Below are 22,810 nucleotides of genomic sequence, written 5' to 3' on the forward strand. Positions count from 1 at the left end.
GACTCCTCCGCCATCACCCGAGCCAGATACGCAGGATCACGATGGCCGTCAGGGGCCGCGATCACCAATCGCCCGCCGACCTGCAACGGCCAGAACAACTCCCACACGGACACGTCGAAGGTCACCGGGGTCTTCTGCAACACCACATCATCAGAGGTCAAGCCGTACTCGGCCTGCATCCACACCAGGCGGTTCACGATCGCCGCATGCGAGACCGCCACACCCTTGGGTCGACCGGTCGACCCGGACGTGAAGATCACATACGCCGTGTTCGACGGCACCAACGGCGCCAACCGATCCGCGTCCGACACCGGCGCACCGTCGACGCCGGCCAGATCCACGGCATCGATCTGCAAGACAGAGCTGTCCCCTGCACTCGTGAACTCGTCACGCGACGTCGAGAGAACGCATACAGGCGACGCGGTGTCGAGGATGTTCCCGATTCGATCCGCCGGCTGATCCGGGTCCACGGGCACATAGGCACCACCGGCCTTGACCACCGCATAGATACCCACCATCAGGTCGATCGACCGCCGCATCGCCAGGGCAACCAACGCCTCCGGACCGACCCCAACCGAGATCAGATGCCGCGCAAGCCGATTCACCCGCGCATCGAACTCCGCATACGTCACCGACTCACCGTCGAACGACAACGCCACCGCACCCGGCGACCGCACCACCTGAGCATCGAACAACGACACCAACGTGGCGTCCCCGACCACACGGTCAGTGGCATTCCAACCCGACACCACCAACTCCCGCTCGGAGGCATCCAGCCACTCGAGGTCACCGACCAGGCGGTTCGGCTCGGCCACAGCTGCCCGGAGCACACGAACAAAGCGGTCCGCGAACGATTCCACAGTCGAGTGGTCGAACAGGTCGGTCTTGAACCGCAGCGTCGCCGCCATCATCTCGCGACCGTCGTCGCCGATGACACCCTCGGCGAGGGCCAGGGCCAGATCGAACTGCGCCACGTGCGCGTCGTACTCGAATCCCGACACGGTCAGGTCCGGCAACTCGAAGGTGGAGCTCTCGCGGTGCTCGAAGGTGAGCGACACCTGGAACAACGGCGAATGTGCCTGGGATCGAACTGGGTTGAGCACCTCGACGAGGCGCTCGAAAGGAACATCCGCATGCCCGAACGCAGCCAGATTCGACTCCCGCACCCGATGGAGCAGGTCCACGAAGGTCACCGCCGGATCGACCTGGGTTCGCAGCACCAGGGTGTTGACGAACATGCCGACCAGGTCGTCCAGCGCGGCCTCGCTCCGGCCGGCGATGGGCGTGCCGACCACGATGTCGGACGTCCCGCTGAGCCGGGACAACAACACACCGAAGGCCGCATGGATCACCATGAACGTCGAGACACCGTGGGCACGCGCCAGCGATTCCACGGCGGCCACCAGATCCGCGTCGATGTCGAACTGGACGGCGTCGCCGGCGTTCGAGGCCACCGCGGGCCTCGGCCGGTCGGTGGGCAGCTCGAGCACGTCGGGCAGCCCGGCCAGTGTCTGTGTCCAGAAACGGATCTGGAGCGCCGCCAACGACTCCTCATCGTCCTCGGAGCCGAGCAACTCGCGCTGCCACAGGGTGAAGTCGGCGTACTGCACGGGCAGGGGCGCCCAGGTCGGGGCCGCGCCCGCCGTTCGTGCCGCATAGGCCAGCATCACGTCTCGGGCCAGGGGCCCCGTCGACACACCGTCTGCGCTGATGTGATGGACCGCCATCACCAGGACGTATTGGTCCGCGCCGGTGCGCAACAGCCGGCCCCGGACCGGAACCGTCGTCGTCACATCGAATCCGGCACCCAGCACGGCGACGACCTGCTCGGCGATGTCGTCGGCGGTCGCCTCCACCGGCGTCAGGTCGAGTTCGACCCGGTCGACCGGCAGGATCACCTGCACCGGCCCGTCGCCGTCGTCCGGGAACACGGTGCGCAGCGACTCGTGCCGCGCCAACACGTCCCGCACCGCCAGGCCCAGTGCGTCGACGTCGAGATTGCCGTCCAACCGGATTGCCAGCGGAATGTTGTACGCCGCCGACTCCGAGTCGAACCTGTTCAGGAACCACATCCGCTGCTGCGCCAGCGAGAGCGGAATCCGATCCGGACGCGGACCCGCCACCAGCGCGGGTCCCCTGACGCCCGTGCGGGACTGATCCGCCCGCTCTGCGAGCTCCGCCACCGTGGGGCCCTCGAACACCTCGCGCACACCGAGTCGCGCGCCGAGTGCCGCGTTGATCCGCGCCACCAACCGCATCGCGATCAGCGAGTTGCCGCCCAGATCGAAGAAGTCATCGCCGCTGCCGACCCGCTCGACGCCGAGAAGCTCCGCGAACACCGCGGCGACCGCCAGCTCCGCCTCCGTCACCGGGGCGCGATACTCCCTGGCCACCGCCGCGAACTCGGGCTTCGGCAGTGCCTTCCGGTCCAGCTTCCCTGCCGAGTTCAACGGGAACTCCGGGAGCACCAACACTTGCGACGGCACCATGTACGCCGGCAGCTCCGCGGCGACCGCGGACTTGAGCTCGGCCGAATCCAACGAGGCACCGGACTCGGGCGTCGCGTAGCCCACCAGGTGCTCGCCCGCCCGCTCGTCCTCGACCAGGAGCACCACCGCCTGCGAGACACCCGTCGCCCGCATCAGGGCGGACTCGATCTCGCCGAGCTCGATCCGCAGGCCCCGCAGCTTCACCTGGAAGTCCGTGCGGCCCAGGTACACCAGGTTGCCGTCGCCATCCCAGCGCACCAGGTCGCCGGTGCGGTACATGCGGTTCGCATCGCCGAACGGGTTCGCGACGAATCGGTCCGCGGTGAGGTCGACACGACCGTGGTAGCCACGCGCGAGCTGGTCGCCCGCCAGATAGAGCTCACCCGCGACGCCGACCGGCACCACATTCAGTCGCGAATCGAGCACGTACGCCTGGGTGTTCCAGGCCGGTCCACCGATCGGCACGATGGACCCGACCGGTCCGGCGATCTCGAAGCCGGTGGTGGTGATCGCGGCCTCGGTCGGCCCGTAGGTGTTGTGCAGTCCACCCGCGAAATGCGCGCGGATGGACTCGACCAGTTCCGCCGACAGCGCCTCACCGCCGCTGTGCAGGTGCCGCAGCGACGTCAACGCATCGCCGCCGCCGTCCGCGATCATCGCCGCGAGAACCGACGGCACGAACTCTGCGATCGAGATCCGGTGCTCTCGCATCAGCGCGGCGAGATAGTCCAGCTCACGATGGCCGCCCGGGCGGGTGATGATGAGCCTGCCACCGACATGCATCGGCAGGAAGCACTCCCACACCGACACATCGAAGGTGAACGGCGCCCGCTGCATGATCCGGTCCGCCGAGGTGACCTCGTACTCGCCTTCCAGCCAGTGCAACTGGTTGACGATCGCGCGATGCGAGACCGCCACGCCCTTCGGCCGGCCGGTCGACCCCGAGGTGTACAGCACGTAGGCCGTGTGTCCGGTGTGCAACGGGGTGGTCCGCTCGGAGTCGCGAATCGGCACCGCATCGAATCCGCCGAGATCGATGTCGTCGATCGCGACCACGGGGATCGACGGCAGCACGACGCCCGCGGTTCCGAGGATCAGCGTCGGTGCCGCCGACTCCACCACGTACGCAATACGATCCGCCGGATGGTACGGGTCGATCGGCACGTAGGCGCCGCCCGCCTTCACGATCGCGTACATCGCGACCAGCATCTCCAACGACCGATGTGCGGCGAGGCCGACCAGGGACTCCGGGCCGACGCCCTCCCCGATCAGCCAGCGCGCCAGCCTGTTGACCCTGGCATCGAACTCCGCGTAGGTCAGCTCGGTGCCCTCGAACACGAGCGCGACGTCGTCCGGCCGCTGTGCCACCTGGGCATCGAACAGGTCCGCCAGCGTCGCCTCCGGCACCGCGACGACGCTGGAGTTCCACTCGTCGAGGACGACCGTCCGCTCCTGCGTCGACAGCAGATCGATGTCACCGACGGGGATGTCCACCGACTCCACCACCGAGGACAGGATCCGCTGGAAGGCGCGGCCGAAGCGCTCGACAGTCGACTCGTCGAACAGGTCGGTCGCGTACGTCACCTGGGCGAGGATCCCGGCCGCACCGCCCTCCGCGTCGTACTGGTCGACGAGGGTGAAGTCCAGGTCGAACCACGTCAGGGTGGTGTCGAGGTCGACCGCCGACACATGCAGGCCCGGCAGGTCCAGCTCGGTTCGCGCCAGGTTCTGGAAGGTGAGCGAGACCTGGAACAGCGGCGAGTGCGACTGCGAACGAACCGGGCTGAGCACATCCACGAGCCGCTCGAACGGCACGTCGGTGTTCCCGAAAGCGCCGAGATCGGTGTCCCGAACCCGGGCCAGCAGATCCGCGAACCCGGCCTCCGGTCGCACCTCGGCGCGCAGCACCAGGGTGTTGACGAACATGCCGACGAGGTCGTCGAGTCCCGCGTCGCCGCGACCCGCGATCGGCGCTCCGATCGCGATGTCGGTCGCGCCCGACAGCCTGCTCATCAGCACGGAGAGCGCCGCGTGCACGACCATGAACAGGGTCGCGTTGTGCTGCTGCGCAATCCGGCGCAGGCCCTCGTGAACGTCCGCGTCGATCGACAACGACAGCTGGGCACCCCTGTTGGATGCCACCGCGGGTCGCGGACGATCGGACGGCAGTTCCAGCACGTCGGGCAGACCCGCCAGCGCCTCGCGCCAATAGCCGACCTGCCTGCTGATCAGCGACTCGGAATCCTCTTCCGATCCCAGGATGTCGCGCTGCCACAGTGAGAAGTCGGCGTACTGCACGTCCAGCGGCGCCCACATCGGAGCGGCTCCCGCCGCCCGCGCCGTGTAGGCCGTCATCACGTCGCGCGTCAGAGGGGCGATCGACCAGCCGTCCGCGCTGATGTGGTGGACCACGAGCACGAGCACGTAGTCGGGGCGTTCCGCAGGCTCCACGCCTGCCACCTCGGGGCGTTCCGCAGGCTCCACGCCTGCCGACGCCACCTGGAACAGCCCTGCCCGCAGCGGGACCTCCGCGGTCACGTCGAACGGCGTGGACGTCAGCTCGATCACCCGTCCGACGATCTCGTCCTCGGTCACCACGACCGGGTGGAAGTCCGCAGCCGCCTGGGTGACCGGGACGATGACCTGGAAGGCAGCGCCGTCGGTCTCCGGATACAGGGTCCGCAGCGGCTCGTGGCGCCCGAGCACATCCGCCATCGCCTGGCGCAACGCCTCGACGTCCAGTTCGCCGGACAGCCGGATCGCGATGGGAATGTTGTAGGCGATCGACTCGGGGTCGAAGCGGTTGAGGAACCACATCCGCTGCTGCGCAAGGGAGAGCGGAATCCGCGCCGGCCGCTCCTGTGCGACCAGCGCCCGTCGACCACCCTTGCCCACGTATTGCTCGATGGCGGCGGCGAGCGCCTCGACGGTCGACGCGTCGAACAGGGTGCGCACCGGCACCGTGGCGTCCAGGGACACCCCGAGGCGGGCGGTCACCTGGGTTGCGATCAGCGAGTTCCCGCCGAGCTCGAAGAAGTCGTCGTCGAGGCCGACCCGCTCGATCCCGAGGACGGCGGCGAACGTCGTCGCGACCGCCTCCTCCACCGGGTTCGTCGGGGCACGGTAGGCCTTGGCCTGGAATACCGGTGCCGGCAACGCCCTTCGATCCAGCTTGCCGACCGGGGTCCGCGGGATCTCGTCCAGGACCATGATCACGGAGGGGACCATGTGCGGCGGCAGCGACTCTCCGAGCGCCGCCTTGAGGGCATCCACGTCGACGTCTGCGCCGTCCTCGCCCAGCACGTACGACACCAGCGTCGAGACGCCCGCGGCGCCGGAGTGCCCGAGGGTGACCGCGAACTCGATTCCGGGCTGTGCGGTCAGGGCGGTGTCGATCTCGCCCAGTTCGATCCGGAAGCCGCGGACCTTGACCTGGAAGTCCGACCGGCCAACGTAGTCGAGTTCGCCGCGATCGGTCCAGCGAACGAGGTCGCCGGTCCGGTACATCCGAGCGCCCGGCTCGCCGAACGGGTCGGCGACAAAGCGGTCCGCGGTCAGGTCCGGACGTCCGCGGTAGCCGCGGGCCAGGCTGGACCCGCCGATGTACAACTCACCGAGCACACCGTCCGGGACGATGTTCAACCTGGTGTCGAGCACCCGCGCCCGCACCCCGCACACCGGGCGACCGATGGTGATGGGCTGACCGGGAACCATCGGATCGGTGAAGGAGACGACGATGGTCGTCTCGGTGGGACCGTATCCGTTGAGGAACTCACGATCACCGCCCCACTTGGCCACCAGTTCCGGCGGGCACGCCTCGCCCCCGACCCCGATCATGTGCAGGTCGGGCAGGTCGGACGGGTTCACCGATGCCAGCGCGGTGGGTGTCATCATCGCGTGGGTCACCCGCTCGGAGCGCAGCAGGTCCGCCAGTTCCGTGCCGCCGTAGATCGTCGTCGGCGCGATCACCAGGCACGCGCCGACCGGCGCTGGGAGCAGCATCTCGTTGATGGAGATGTCGAAGCTCGGCGACGCGAAATGCAGGACCCGCGAATCCTTGGTAACCACACAGGCCCGGCGCTGGAACTCGACGAAGTCCGCCAGGCCGACGTGAGTGACGACGACGCCCTTGGGCTTGCCTGTGGAGCCGGAGGTGTAGATCACCCAGGCCGGCTGTTCGAGCCGGACCGGGCCGGTGCGATCAGCGTCGGTGATCGGCGCGGCGGAGGCCTCCAGGCACTGCGCCACCAGGTCGCCGTCGTCGAGCGCGAGCCACTCCACCGAGCTCGGTAGCCCATCGACGAACTGCCCCGCGGTGATACCGATCGTCACCTCCGAATCGGTGACCATGTGCTCGATCCGGTCCGCCGGGTAGCTCGGGTCGATCGGCACGTAGGCGGCGCCGGTCTTCGCCACCGCCCAGACCGTCAGAACCGAATCGACCGAGCGGGGCAGCGCCATCGCGACCACCGACTCGGGGCCCGCGCCGCGGGCGATCAGAACCCGCGCCAGCCGGGACGACCCCTCGTCGAGCTCACGGTAGGTCATCGACCGCCCGTCTGCGGAGAGCGCGACCGCGGACGGATCCACCCTCGCGGCCTCGGCAAAGAATTCGGGAAGCGACCGCGGCACGGTCGTGCCGGCACCGATCCGTGCAACGAGGTCGGCACGCTCGGCAGGCGAGAGGATCTCGATGTCGCCGACCGGGGTACCCGCGTCGGCGACGATCGAAGCGAGCACCCGCACGAACCGGGCGGCGAAGCCCTCGACCGTGGTTCGATCGAAAAGGTCTGTCGCGTAGTTGAATCCGCCGGAGATTCCCGCCGGAGAGCCCTCGTCACCGAACGTCTCGGACAGGTTCACCTGCAGGTCGGTGCGAGCGACCTTCGGATCGAAATCGAGACCCGCAACACGAAGCCCCGGCAGTTCCACCGAGGTCTGGCCGATGTTCTGCAGCGCCAGCGCGACCTGGAAGAACGGAGTCCGGGACTGGGAGCGCTCGGGGCTGAGCACCTCCACGAGCCGCTCGAACGGGACGTCGGCGTTCGCGAAGGCAGACAGGTCCACCTCGCGGATCGCGGCGAGCGTTTCGGCGAAGGACCGGGCAGGAGCCACCTCCGTCCGCAGGACCAGGGTGTTGACGAACATCCCGACGAGGTCGTCGAGCGCGGCCTCACCGCGCCCCGCGACGGGGGTGCCGACCGCGATGTCCTCGGTTCCGCTGAGCCGGGCCAGCAGCACGGCCAGCGCCGAGTGCAACACCATGAACATCGTCGAGTTGTGGCTGCGCGCCAGCTCGATCAGGCCACGGTGCAGTTCCGCGTCGATGGTGAACTCGGCCGTGTCGCCGATGTTGGAGGACACTGCCGGCCGCGCACGGTCCGAGGGCAGGTCGAGCTCGACCGGCATCCTGTCGAGGGTGTCCGACCAGTACGAGATCTGCTGGGAGATCAGCGAAGCCGGGTCCTCCTCGGACCCCAGGAGCTCGCGCTGCCACAGCGTGTAATCGGCATACTGCACCGCGAGCGGCGCCCAGTTCGGCACCTCGCCTGCCGATCTGGCGGCGTAGGCCACCATCACGTCCCTGGTCAGCGGGCCGATCGAGAAGCCGTCGCCGGCGATGTGGTGGATCACCAGGACCAGGACATGCTCCTCGGTGCCCGCCACGGCGAACAACGCGGCCCGCACCGGCACCCTTTCGGTGACGTCGAAGCCCTGCGTCGCGACCGCGATCACCCGCTCGAGCAGCTCGTCCTCGCGGACGGTGGCCGTGGCCAGGTCCACCGTCGCGGACGCCACGGGCAGGATCACCTGATGCCCGGTGCCGTCGAGCGCCGGGTACACCGTGCGCAGCACCTCGTGCCGCGCCACCAGGTCACCGATCGCCGCCCGCAGCGCCTCGGTGTCGAGCGCACCGGTCAGCCGGACCGCCACCGGGATGTTGCTCGCCGCGGACGTCGTGTCGAACTGGTTGATGAACCACATTCGCTGCTGCGCCATCGACAGCGGGATCGTCTCCGGACGCGGCCTCGCCGACAGCTCGATGCGACCGCCCGCACCGGCGTGCGACTGCAGGCGCGCCGCGAGTCCCGCCACGGTCGACGCCTCGAACAACTCGCGGACGGGGACCCGGGCATCGAGGGCCGCGCCGAGCCGCGCCATGAGCTGGGTCGCGATGAGCGAGTTGCCGCCCAGCTCGAAGAAGTCGTCGTCCAGGCCGACGAGGCCGATGCCGAGGACCTCACCGAACACGTCCGCGACGACCTGCTCGACCGGTGTCGTCGGCGCGCGGAAGACCTTCGCCTCGAACACGGGCGCGGGCAACGCCTTCCGGTCCAGCTTGCCGCTCGCGTTCAGCGGGAACGCCTCGAGGACCACCAGGGCCGACGGCACCATATACGTCGGCAACGACTGGCCGAGTGCACTCCGCAGTACCTCGACATCGACGTCGGCGCCCGCCGAGGGGACCACGTAGCCGACCAGCTGGTCACCGGTCGGGGTACCCACGACCAGGGCGACCGACTGACTGACCGTCGGATGCGCCGCCAGCGCGGTCTCGATCTCGCCGAGCTCGATGCGCTGGCCACGGAACTTCACCTGGAAGTCGGTGCGGCCGATGTAGTCGATCTCGCCGTCCACGGTCCAGGTCACGAGATCGCCGGTGCGGTACATCCGCTGACCGGCGGCGAACGGGCTCGCCACGAACCGATCCGACGTCAGGTCCACCCGGCCGTAGTAACCGCGGGCCAGCTGCACGCCCCCCAGGTACAGCTCACCCGGGACACCCACCGGAACGGGCCGCAGCCGCGAATCCAGCACGAACACCTGCGAATTCCACTCGGGACGCCCGATCGGGACCGAACCGCCCGCGGTCGTCCCCGTCACCTCCGCATAGGTGATGGACACGGCGGCCTCCGTCGGCCCGTACAGGTTGTGCAGACGGGCCGCGCAGACGCTCTCGAACCCACGGACCGTCTCCGCGGGCAGGGCCTCTCCTATAGCGAATACGTGCCTCAACGAGACCAAGGCTTCCGCGGGTGCGCCTGCGGCACCACCCGACGAAACCAGGTCGGAGAACACCGCCAGCATCGACGGCACGAAGTCCGTCACCGTCACGGCCTGCTGCTGGATCGTCTCCGCCACGTATGCGGGATCCCGGTGGCCGTCCGGCGTCGCGACCACCAACGTCGCGCCCACCCTCAGCGGCAGGAAGTAACCCCACAACGACACGTCGAAGGTCGTGGCGGTCTTCTGCAGGTACACGTCGGATGCGGCGAGTTCGTACTCCGCCTGTACCCAGGCCAGCTGGTTGACGATCGCGCCGTGGCTCACGGCCACGCCCTTCGGCTTGCCCGTCGAACCCGAGGTGAAGATCACGTACGCCGGGTGCTCGGGCCGCAGCACCGCGACCCGCTCGGCGTCGGTCACCGGAGCGGCCGAGAAGCCCGACGCGTCCACGGTGTCGATGTGCAGGACAGACCTGTCCCCCGGAACGGTGAACCCGTCTCGCTCGGTGGTCAGCACACACACCGGGGACGCGGTGTCGAGGATGTGGCCGATGCGGTCCATCGGGTGATCCGGATCCACCGGCACGTATGCGCCGCCCGCCGCGACCACCGCATAGATCCCGACAACGAGATCGAGCGAACGGCGAACAGCCAACGCCACCAACGACTCCGGGCCGACGCCCTCGGAGATCAGGAACCGGGCGAGGCGGTTCACCCGATCCGAGAGCTCCGCGTAGGTCAGCGATTCGCCCTCGAAGACCACCGCAGTCGCATCCGGGGACGCCACGACCTGCGCGGCGAACGCGTCGAGCAGCAGTTCATCCGCATCGAGTGCGCGTGCCGAATCGTTCCACTCGACCAGCACCCGGTCCAGCTCGCCGGCCCCGAGCAGCGCGATGTCGCCGACCGGCCGTCCGGGCGCCGACGCGACGGCCTCCAGCACACGGACGAACCGGTCCGCGAAGGCAACCGTCGCGGTCGCCTCGTCGAACATGTCCGTGGCGTAGGCGAGCAGGACCGTCATCCCCGCGGCCTCGCCGGCTTCCGCGGCCGTCTCCAGGAACGTCCACTGCAGATCGAACTTCGCGATCTTCGGGTCGAAGTCGACGGCGCTGACGCTCAGCTCCGGCAGTTCGACCGCGGTCTGGCCGAGGTTCTGGAAGAACATCGCGACCTGGAACAGTGGGTGCCGCCCCTGTGACCTGGCCGGGTTCAGCACCTCCACCAGTCGCTCGAACGGCACATCCGCGTGCCCGAATGCGCCCAGGTCGCTCGCGCGGACGCGAGCCAGCAGGTCGGTGAACGACTCCGCCGCATCGACCTGGGTCCGCAGCACCAGGGTGTTGACGAACATACCGATCACGTCGTCGATTGCCGCCTCGCCGCGGCCGGCGACCGGCGTGCCGATCGCGATGTCCGAGGTGCCCGACAGCCTGGCGAGCAGAACCGCCGCGGCCGCGTGCACGACCATGAACAGTGAGGTGTTGTTATCCCTGGCAACGGAATTGAGCTGTGCCAGTAGCTCGGGAGCGATCTCGAACCGATGTGTCTCACCGCGGTGGGAGGCGACCGCCGGACGCGGTCGATCGCTGGGCAGGTCGAGCTGCGCGGGCAGCCCGGCCAGCTCGTCGCGCCAGTAGTCGAGCTGCCTGGCGATCACCGACTCCGGATCATCCTCGGAGCCGAGCACCTCGCGCTGCCACAGGCTGAAGTCGGCGTACTGCACCGGCAGCGGCGCCCACGACGGCGCGTCACCGACCGAACGGGAGGCATAGGCCGTCACCACGTCCCGGATCAGCGGCCCCATCGAGAAACCGTCCGCGGCGATGTGGTGGACGACGAGCACCAGCACGAACTCGGCCTCGTCCGCCGAGTCCGTGTCGACCCGGTACAGGCTCGCCCGCATCGGGACCACCGACGTGACGTCGAACCCGACCGAGATGTCGGCGATGACCCGCGGCAGCAACTCGTCCGCGGACACCGTGACCGGGGTCAGGTCGGGGGTCGCCTGCTCGGCCGTCAGGATCACCTGCGACGGCCCCTGCGCGGAGTCCGGGTACACCGTCCGCAGCACCTCGTGCCGCGCCACGACGTCGGTCACGGCCGCCTGCATCGCGGCGAGGTCGAGTCGGCCCCGCAGTCGCACCGCCATCGGGATGTTGTTGACCGTCGACTCGGTGTCGAACCGGTTGAGGAACCACATCCGGGACTGGGCCAGCGACAACGGGATCCGCTCCGGCCGTTCGCGCGCCACGAGCGGAACCGCGATCGCCGCCGCGTCCGCCGCGGCCTCGATGACGAGCGCGAGCTCCGCAACCGTCGGCGCGTCGAAGAACTCGCGCACGTCGATCCGGACTCCGAAGTCGCCGTTGAACCGGGCGATCGCCCTGGTCGCGATCAGCGAGTTGCCACCGAGCTCGAAGAAGTCGTCGTCCACGCCGATCTTCTCGAGTCCGAGCAGGGCGGAGAACAGCTCCGTCAGTTTCTCTTCCGTCGGCGTGCTCGGCGCCCGGTACTCGCGGGCGAGGGAGGAGAAGTCCGGCGCCGGCAACGCCTTGCGATCGAGCTTGCCGCTGGCGTTCACGGGGAAGGACTCGAGGGCGACGAACAGCGACGGCACCATGTAGTCCGGAAGCTTCTGCTTCAGGTCCGCGGTGAGCTCGCGGTGGTCGGGGACGGTGCCTGCGGTCGCCACCACGTAGGCGACGAGGTGCTCGCCGACGGTCGGGTCGTTGTGCACGACGACGACGGCCTGCGCGATCTCGCTACGACTGAGCAGTGCGGACTCGATCTCACCGAGCTCGATGCGCAGGCCGCGCAGCTTGACCTGGAAGTCGATGCGCCCGAGGTAGTCGACGGCCGCATCAGCTCGCCACCGGACCAGGTCGCCCGTGCGGTACATGCGGGTGCCCGGCTCGCCGTAGGGGTTCGCCACGAAGCGGTCCGCCGTCAGCTCGGGACGTTCGACATACCCGCGCGCGAGCTGCACGCCCGCGAGGTACAGCTCACCCGGAACCCCGACCGGAACCGGGCGCAGGCCGTCGTCGAGGATCAACAGCTCGCACTCGGCGAGGGCGGTGCCGATCGGCATCGAGGCGACGTCCAGCTCGGTGACCTCGTGGTGGGAGACGTCGACCGCGGCCTCGGTCGGGCCGTACAGGTTGTGTAGCGGCACATCGCTGATGGCCCGGAACCTGGCGGCCGTCTCGGGCGGCAGCGCCTCGCCCGAGGAGAACACGATCCGCAGCGAGTTCGTCTGTGCGGCAGAGGGTTCCGCCAGGAACAGCGAGAGCATCGACGGCACGAACTGCGCCATGGTGATGCCGTGCTCGAGAATGGTTCGCGCCAGGTAGACGGGGTCGCGGTGACCGTCGTGGGTGGCGATGACCAGGCGAGCGCCCGCGGCGAGCGGCCAGAACAACTCCCACAGCGACACATCGAACGTGAACGGGGTCTTGTGGAGGACCCGGTCGTCTGCACCGAGCACGAAGGTGCGCTGTCGCCACAGCAGGTTGCTCACGATCGAACGGTGAGAGACCGCCACGCCCTTGGGTTTTCCGGTCGACCCGGACGTGAAGATGACATAGGCGACGTTGTCCGCCGACAACACCATCCGACGGTCCGCATCGGTGACCGCCTCACCCGAGTGCCCCGACACGTCGAGTTCGTCGAGCGCGAAGACCGTCACGTTCGCGGGTAGCGGGACCCCGTCGCGCGCGGTGGTCAGCACGGCCGCGGGCCGCGCCACGTCGAGCACGTATGCGATGCGGTCCGCCGGGTGATCGGGGTCGAGGGGGACGTAGGCGCCTCCCGCCTTGAGGATCGCGTACATCCCGATCAACAGGTCGAGGGACCGGCGGATGGCGAGCCCGACGTGATCCTCGGGGCCCACCCCCGCCGCCAGGAGGTGGCGGGCGAGCTGGTTTGCGCGGGCGTCGAACTCCGCGTAGGTCAGTCTTTCGCCCTCGAACTCGAGCGCGATCGCGTCGGGTGTCCTGGCCACCTGCTCCTCGAACAGGCTCGCCAGGGTCTGCGCCGCGGCGGACCCGCCACCCGCGTCCGATTCGGCGTCCGGGTTTGCCTCGGCCGCGTCGGCGAGCAGCGACTCCAGAACCTGGGCCAGGCCACCCGCCTCGTCCGAATCGTCCAGGTCAGGGAGCAACCCGGAGATGACGACCGGGATCAACGCGTCCGAACCGAGGGCGCCGCCCATGGCGGCGTCGAGGGTCTCGAGCTCGGTGTGCAGAGTCTGATACGTGATGTCGGTGCCCTGGTGGGTGATGGCCCGCCGCTCGGGTTCGATCCTCACCACCGCCGCGATCACTCGCTGGAGATCCTCGACAAAAAGAACCCGCCCCCGCGGATTTCCACCCGACATCTTGCTGTTCCTCCCACTACCACACTGCGCCCCGACCCGGACCGTTCCGGGGCAAATCCACACACACAAATCCGTCACCGTCCGGCGTCGTCCGCCAGAACTATAGGGTCACGCCGGACGGTCGGACTGTGCTTTCTCCACAATTGATCGCGAGGCGCTGATCAGCGATTCCAATGCCCTCGCGTGCCCCTCCGCGCCGAGCGCCGGGAGGATACCCGGAAGCAATCCGGACAGTGAGACGGTCACCAGCGCCTCGGGTTTGAGGGCCGATCCCATCGACTTCGAGACCGCCACCAGCTTCGTGCCGAGCTGGCCATAGGTGACGTCCCGACCGTCGTGGGAGAGCGCGATCGCATCCGGCGCCGCCGCCGCGGCCGCGGCGACGAGATCCGGAAGGTCACGCACGGTCAACGCCGGCTTCGGCGCGAACCGCGAGCGCTCCTGATCGGTGAGGATGTCGATCGACCGCAGCACCACGGCCGGGTTCTCGGCGATGGCCTCCAGGATCCGGGCGAACCGGCCCGCGAAGAGCTTGATCGTCTCCGGATCGAACAGGTCCGCCGCGTACGTGAACCGCATCTGGATCTCCGCGAGCCTGCCGAGGTCGTCGAACTGTTCCATGCCCGTCAACTGCAGGTCGAACTTGGCCTGATCGAATCCGTCGTCGAGCGCGGAGACCTCGAGGCCCGGCAACTGCAGTGACCGGGTGGTCATGTTCTGGAAGGCGAACATGACCTGGAACAGCGGGGTGTACGCGGCCGAGCGCTGGCGCCCCACCACGTCGACCAGCCGCTCGAACGGCACGTCGGCGTGGCCGAATGCGGCCAGGTCCTTGCTCCGCGCCTCCCCGAGCAGCTCCTCGAACGTGCTCCCGGAGCTGACCTGGGTGCGCAGCACGACGGTATTGACGAACATGCCGATGAGGTCGTCGAGCACCTGCTCACCCCGGCCCGCGACCGGGGTGCCGATCGCGATGTCGGTTGATCCGCTCAGCCGCGACATCAGCACCGCGAAGGCGCTGTGGATCACCATGAACATCGTCGCGCTGTTGTCCCGGGCGATCCGGCTCAGTCGATCGGTGAGATCCGACCCGACCACGAAGTCGAACGAGCCGCCCCTCATCGACTGGCGAGCGGGTCGCGGCCGATCGACAGGCAGTTCGAGTTGTTCCGGAACGCCTGCGAGTTCGTCCGTCCAGTACGCCAGCTGACGCGTGATCAGGCTCTCCGGATCGTCCTCGGAGCCGAGCAGCTCGCGCTGCCACAGGCTGTAGTCGGCGTACTGCACCGGCAGCGGCGACCACGACGGAAGGTGCCCGTCGACCCGCGAGGAGTAGGCGATCATCACGTCCCTGGTGAGCGGGCCCATCGAGAAACCGTCCGCGCTGATGTGGTGCACCACGACCACGAAGACGTACTCGGTCGGGGCCAGCTCGAACAGGGCAGCCCGGACGGGCACCGACTCGGTGACATCGAAGCCGGTTCCGACCATCTCTGCGAGCGCCTCGCCCAAGGCCTGCTCCGTCACCTGGACCGGTGCCAGGCTCGGCGCCATCTCCTCGAGCGGGACGATCACCTGGGCGGGGCCGTCGGCCGTGTCCGGATACCTCGTCCGCAACACCTCGTGCCGCTCGAGCACGTCGAGCACCGCGGACTCCAGCGCGGGCACGTCCAACAGACCCGACAACCGGATCGCGGCCGGAATGTTGTACGCGGCCGAATCCGGGGCCATCTGGTTGAGCACCCACATCCGTTGCTGAGCCAGCGACAGCGGTATCTGCGCGGGCCGTTCGGCCGCGACCAACGCCAGCCGACCGCCGGAGCCGGCGTGCGCCTCGACACGCACCGCGAGCTCACCGACCGTCGGCGCCTCGAACAGCCAGAGCACCGGCACCTGGGTGTCCAGCGCGGCACCCAACCGGGCAGCGACCTGGGTCGCCACCAGCGAGTTGCCCCCGAGCGCGAAGAAGTCGTCGTCCAGACCGACCCGCTCGGACCCGAGCACCCCCGCGATGGTGTCCGCCACCAACTGCTCGACCACGGTGATCGGCGCCCGGAACTCGGTGGCGGCGAACTCCGGATCCGGCAATGCCTTTCGGTCGAGCTTCCCGTTGATCGTCAACGGCAGCGCGTCGAGCTCCATGACGGCGGCAGGGACCATGTAGCTGGGCAACGCCCGCACCGCTTCGGCCCTGAGCGCCGCGGTGTCGATCACGTGGCCTGCGGCGGGGACGACGTACGCCACCAGCCGGTCGCCCGTCTGCGCGTCGGTCCGTGCCGCCACGACGACCGCGCCGACCGACTCGTCGCGGGCGAGCACCGCCTCGATCTCGCCGAGCTCGATCCGGAAGCCGCGCACCTTCACCTGGAAGTCACTGCGCTCCAGGTACTCCAGGTTCCCGTCCGGCCGCCACGCGACCAGGTCGCCCGTGCGGTACATCCGCTCCCCCGCCGCGCCGAACGGGTTCGCCACGAACCGGTCGGCCGTCAGATCCGCCCGGCCGTGGTAGCCACGCGCCAGCTGGGCACCGGCCAGGTACAGCTCGCCTGCGACGCCGGCGGGCACGGGGTGCAGGCGATCGTCGAGCACGTAGACCTGGGTGTTCCACTCGGGCAGGCCGATCGGGACCGAGCCGGAGTCGCCGTCGGTGACCTCGTGCGCCGTCACCGACACCGCGGCCTCCGTCGGGCCGTACAGGTTGAACAGGCCGGACGGGTTCGCGGCGCGGAAGGCCTGGGCCGTCGCCGCGGGCAGTGCCTCCCCGATCGCGAGAACCCGCCGGAGCGAATCCGACATGGCCCCGCCCGCGGATGCTGTCGACAGCATCGACAGCATCGAGGGCACCGCGTGCAGCGTGGTCACCGACTGCGAGCGGAGCAGGCCCAGCAGATAGTCCGGGTCCTGATGTCCACCGGGCTTGGCGATCACCGTGCGACCACCCGAGACCAGCGCGGACCAGAACTCCCACACCGACAGGTCGAAGGTCGCCGCGGTCTTGAGCAGAACGGAATCCGTTCCGTCCAAACCGAACTCGGCGCGCATCCAGACCAGCTGGTTGACGATCGCGCCGTGACTGACCGCGACACCCTTGGGACGTCCGGTCGAACCCGACGTGAAGATCACGTACGCCGGGTTCGACGCCCGCAGGGGCCCCACCCGCTCGGCGTCCGCGACCGGACCGTCCGCGAGGCCGGACAGGTCGATGGTGTCGATGCAGATCACCGCACCGTCCCCGGCGACCTCGAAGCCGTCCCGCGCGGTGGTCAGCACCCGCACGGGGGCGGCGGTCTCGAGGATCTGCTGGACCCTCTCGGCAGGATGATCCGGATCGACAGGCACGTAGGCGCCGCCGGCCTTGACCACCGCATACATGCCGACAACGAGGTCGACCGATCGCCGCATCACCAACGCGACCAGCGACTCGGGGCCGACCCCCTCCGAGATCAGTCTCCGCGCAAGGCGGTTCACCCGGGAGTCGAACTCGCGATAGGTGAGTTCGCTCTGTTCGAACGACAGCGCCACCGCATCCGGAGCCGCGGCGACCTGCTCGTCGACCAGATCCACCAACGTCACCGCGGGAACGTCGACCGCGGTCGCGTTCCATCCGGTGAGCACCCGGTCCCGCTCGGCGGGGTCGAGGAGGTCGATGTCGCCCACCGCGGTGGTGGGATCGGCGATCACCGCGTCGAGGATCCGCACGAACCGCTCCGCGAACCGCTCCACCGTCGACTGGTCGAACAGGTCGGTCGCGAAGCTGAAGAGCGCGTCCAGGCCCGCGGGCGCGCCGTCGGCCTCGTACCGCTCGGTCAGGAACAGCTGGAGGTCGAACTGGGCGATCCGGGTGTCGACATCGAGCGCCGAGACCTCGAGGCCCGGCAACTCCAGGCTGGTCTGCGTCACGTTCTGGAACGAGAAGCCCACCTGGAACAGCGGGTGCCTGGCGGTCGACCGCGCCGGGTTGAGCACCTCGACGAGCCGCTCGAACGGGACGTCGGCATGCCCGAACGCCTGCAGGTCCGTCTCACGCACAGCTGCCAGCAGGTCGGCGAAGCCGAGATTGCCGTCCACCTGCGTGCGGAAGACCAAGGTGTTGACGAACATTCCGATCAGGTCGTCGAGCGCTGCCTCGCCACGACCGGCGATCGGCGTCCCCACCGCGATGTCGTCGGTGCCGGACAGCCGCGCCAGCAGCACCGCCAGCGCCGCATGGGTGGCCATGAACAGGGTGGAGCCCTGGGCGCGGGCCAGCTCGCCCAATCCGCGGTGCAACCGGGCGTCGATGTCGAACGCGACCCGCCCGCCGTTGTACGACTGGGTGGCCGGCCGGGGACGGTCGCTCGGGAGGTCCAGTTGATCGGGCAGGCCGGCGAGAGCCTCGCGCCAGTACCCGATCTGCTGGGCCGCCACCGACTCCTCATCGTCTTCGCTGCCGAGCACCTCGCGCTGCCACAGGGCGTAGTCCGCATACTGCACGGGCAGTGGCGCCCAGTCCGGTTCACGACCGTCGATACGCGCCGAGTACGCGATCATGATGTTGCGGACGAACGGAGCCATCGACGAGCCGTCCGCCGAGATGTGGTGCACGACCGAGGCCAGCACGAACTCGGGCCGGTCGGCGTGCTCCGCTCCCACGATCTGGAAGAGTCGGATCCGGACCGGCACCTCCGTCGTGACGTCGAACTGCGTGGACGCCAGTTCCATGAGGAGTTCGGGCAGATCCTCGACGCCCGTGCGAACGGGCGTCAGGTCCGGGACACACTGCGCGAGCGGAACGATCACCTGTACCGGACCGTCCGGCGTCTCCGGGTACAGCGTCCGAAGCGACTCGTGCCGGGCGAAGACATCGCCGACGGCGGCCTCGAGGGCAGCGACGTCGAGGTCACCGGACATCCGAATCGCCATCGGGATGCTGTACGCGGTCGAGGTGGTGTCGAACCGGTTGAGGAACCACATCCGCTGCTGCGCGGGCGACAACGGGAGCCGCTCGGGACGGTCCTGCGCCACCAGCGCCGGCCGGGCGCCCTCGCCCGCATGCGCCGCGAGCGCGGCGGCGAGCGCGACAACCGTCGACGACTCGAACAGTGCCCGCACCGGCACCCGGGCGTCGAGCGCCACGCCCAGGCGCGAGGTCACCTGGGCAGCGATCAGCGAGTTGCCACCGAGCTCGAAGAAGTCGTCGTCGAGCCCGACCCGCTCCAACCCGAGAACCCCCGCGAAGGTGTTCGCCACGATCTCCTCGACCGGGGTCGACGGTGCGCGGAACGCCTTTGCCTCGAACACCGGCGCCGGCAGCGACTTCCGGTCCAGCTTGCCGTTCGACGTGAGCGGGATGTCGTCGAGCGTCATGTACGCCGAGGGGACCATGTACTCCGGCAACATCGCCGCCGCGCCCGCCCGGACCCCGTCCAGATCCAGGGCGGCGCCCGCCGCGGGCACGACGTACGCCACCAGTCGCACGTTGCCGGGGGTGTCCTCACGGACCACCACCGCGACCTGGCCGACCGACTCCTGCGCCAACACTGCGGCCTCGATCTCACCGAGCTCGATCCGGAAGCCGCGCACCTTGACCTGGTCGTCGGCACGACCGAGGTACTCGAGGTCCCCGTGACGGTTCCACCGGGCGACGTCCCCGGAGCGGTACAGCAGCGAGCCCGTCTCCCCGAACGGGTTCGCCACGAAGCGGCTCGCCGTCAGCGCGGGCTGCCCGAGGTAGCCGCGCGCCAACTGGACGCCTGCGACGTACATCTCACCGGGCACGCCGACGGCCACCGGGCGCATACGCGAATCCAGCACGAACACCTGCAGACCCGCGATCGCCTGTCCGACGACGCTCGCCGACGCCGCCGACGCCATCTGCGCGTCGATGCCGCGGTGCGAGACGTGCACGGTGGTCTCGGTGATGCCGTACATGTTGACCAACCGGGGGGTCTGGTCGCCGCGGCGTGAGTACCAGTCGGACAGTCGCCGCAGCTCGAGGGCCTCGCCACCGAAGACGACATAGCGCAACGCCAGGTCGTGCTCACCGGGCTGGGCGAGGCGATCGGCCTCCGCCAGCTGGTAGAACGCGGACGGGGTCTGGTTGAGGACCGTCACCCGCTCGCGACGCAGCAGCTCGACGAACTGCTCCGGCGACCGGGAGGTGAAGTAGTCCACGACCACGAGGGTGCCGCCGTGGAGCAGCGGGCCCCACAGCTCCCACACCGAGAAGTCGAAGGCGTACGAGTGGAACATCGTCCACACGTCGGATTCGTCGAACCCGAACTCGGACTGCGTGTTCGCGAACAGCCGCGCGACGTTCTGGTGCGGCACCAGCACGCCCTTCGGCCTGCCGGTCGAGCCCGAGGTGTAGATCACGTACGCGACGTTGGCGGGCGACAACGGAGCCCGACGGTCCGCATCGGTCACCGTGGCCGCGTCGAACCCGGACAGGTCAACCGTGTCCAGCTCGATGATCGGCAGTTCGGCGGGCAGCGCCATCTCGCTGTCGGTCGTGGCGATCACACAGATCGGCTTCGCATCCGCGAGCATGTACTCGATGCGGTCCGCCGGGTAGTTCGGGTCGACCGGTAGATAACCGCCGCCGGCCTTGACGACCGCCAGCAGCGCGACCACCAGGTCGCTCGACCGCGGCAGTGCCACCGCGACCAGCGATTCGGGAACCACACCCGCCGAGATCAGTTTCCTGGCAAGCCTGTTCGCTCGGCCATCGAGATCGCGGTAGGTGAGCGAGTCGTCGCCGAAGCGCACCGCAACCGCATCGCCGTGACCGGCAGCGGCGGCGTCGAACAGGCCGGCCAGTGTCGAGTCGACTCCGGTGTCGGCGCCCGACGAGTTCCACTCGGAGAGGACGAGTTCGCGCTCGACAGAATCGAGGATCTCGATGTCCCCCACTGCGACAACCGGGTTCAGGGCCACGGCCTCGAGCACCCGGATGAATCGCCGCTCGAACTCGCGCATTGTCAGGTCGTCGAAGAGATCGGTGGCGTAGATCAGCTCGGCGGCGACGCCGGACGGAACCCCGCTGTCGTCGATCGCCTCCGTCATCGTCAGCTGCAGGTCGAACTTGGCGATCTGCGCGTCGATGTCGACGCCGCTGACACTCAGGCCTGGCAGTTCGAGGGTGGGCATCTCGAAGTTCTGGAACGACAACGCCACCTGGAACAGGGGGTGCCGCGCCTGCGACCGGGACGGGCTCAGCACCTCGACCAACCGCTCGAACGGCACGTCGGCGTGCGCGAAGCCGGCGACGTCCACGTTGCGAATCTGCTCGAGCACGTCCTCGAAGCTCGCGTCCGCCTCGACATGGGTGCGCAGCACGAGCGTGTTGACGAACATGCCGACGAGGTCGTCGAGCGCGGCGTTCCCGCGGCCCGCGAACGGCGTGCCGACGGCGATGTCCCGCGTTCCCGAGAGCCTCGACAAGAGCACCGACAGCGCCGCGTGCACCACCATGAACATGGTGGCGCCGTGCTTGCGTGCGAGCTCGCTGAGCGCGACGTGCAGGTCCGCATCGATCTCGAAGTGGCGCGTCGCACCGCGATACGAGGCGGTCGCGGGGCGGGGGCGATCGGCAGGTAGGTCGAGCTGATCGGGCAGTCCGGTCAGCGCCGTCGTCCAGTACTGCAGCTGCGAGGAGATCACCGATGCCGGGTCGTCCTCCGAGCCCAGCACCTCCCGCTGCCACAGCGTGTAGTCCGCGTACTGCACGGGCAGCGGCATCCACGCGGGCGCCAGATCGGAGCTGCGCGCGGCGTACGCGATCATCACGTCACGCACCAGGGGCGCGATCGAGAAGCCGTCCGCGGCGATGTGGTGCACCACGATCATCAGGACGTGGTCGACCGTGCTTCCGGGGAGTTCCGCAGGCTCCACTCCCATGCTCCCGGCCACCCGGAGAAGACGTGCCCGGATCGGCACCTCCCGGGTCACGTCGAATCCGGCGGACACCTCGGCGATGACCCGGGCCGCCAACGCGGATTCCGGCACCTCGATGGGGGTGAGGTCGGGAACCACCTGCGCGGCCGGGACGATCGACTGCACCGGTCCCTGAGCCGTGTCCGGGTACATCGTGCGCAGGATCTCGTGCCGGCCGATCACGTCCGCGAAGGCCGCCCGCAGCGCCACCTCGTCGAGGCGGCCCGAGAGGCGCACCGCGGCGGGAATGTTGTTCACGGCGGAGGCGGTGTCGAACTGATTGAGGAACCACATCCGGGACTGCGCCAGAGACAACGGAATCTGCTCGGGTCGGTCCATCGCGGTCAGCGCGAGGTGACCACCCTCGCCGACGTGCGACTCGACGCGGGACGCCAGGGCCGCCACCGTCGACGCCTCGAACAGGTCACGAACCGGCACGCTGGTGTCCAGCGCGGCGCCGAGCCTGGCCACCGCCTGGGTGGCGATCAGCGAGTTGCCGCCGAGCTCGAAGAAGTCGTCGTCGCGCCCGACGCGCTCGACCTTGAGAACCTCTGCGAACGTCGCCGCGACGATCTCTTCGACAGGGGTCGACGGCGCTCGGAAGACCTTGGCCTCGAACACCGGGGCGGGCAGGGCCTTGCGGTCGAGCTTGCCGCTCGCGTTCACCGGGAACTCGTCGAGCACCACGAACGCCGACGGCACCATGTAGGCGGGCAGCGCGGAGGTGATCGTCGTCCTGAGGTCGTCGACACTCACCGTGGATCCCGCGGTGGGAACCACGTAGCCGACGAGTTGATCGCCGGCATGGGTGTCATGGCGCACCACGGCCACGGACTGGGCGACCCGCTGATCCACCAGCATCGCCGACTCGATCTCACCGAGCTCGATACGCAAACCACGCAACTTCACCTGGAAATCCGTACGCCCGATGTACTCCAACACACCGTCCGCACGCCACGAGACCAGATCACCCGTCCGATACATCCGCTCGCCCAACCCAAACGGACTCGCCACAAACCGAT

2 protein-coding genes are annotated in these 22,810 nt (G+C 69.0%); both read right to left on the minus strand.

The genetic code is table 11. From position 1 onward, the window contains the following. Window positions 1–13,805: non-ribosomal peptide synthase/polyketide synthase (locus ACFQS9_RS26415; protein WP_465269955.1), on the minus strand; the 13,805-nt coding region annotated here is incomplete at its 3' end. A 177-nt stretch (window positions 13,806–13,982) separates the two neighbouring features. Further along, window positions 13,983–22,810, minus strand: an 8,828-nt coding sequence (locus tag ACFQS9_RS26420; RefSeq protein ID WP_378409530.1) for an amino acid adenylation domain-containing protein, incomplete at its 5' end; no start/stop codon positions are given.

The sequence above is a fragment of the Rhodococcus daqingensis genome (assembly GCF_042665615.1).
GTDB classification, from domain to species: Bacteria; Actinomycetota; Actinomycetes; order Mycobacteriales; family Mycobacteriaceae; genus Rhodococcus_G; species Rhodococcus_G daqingensis.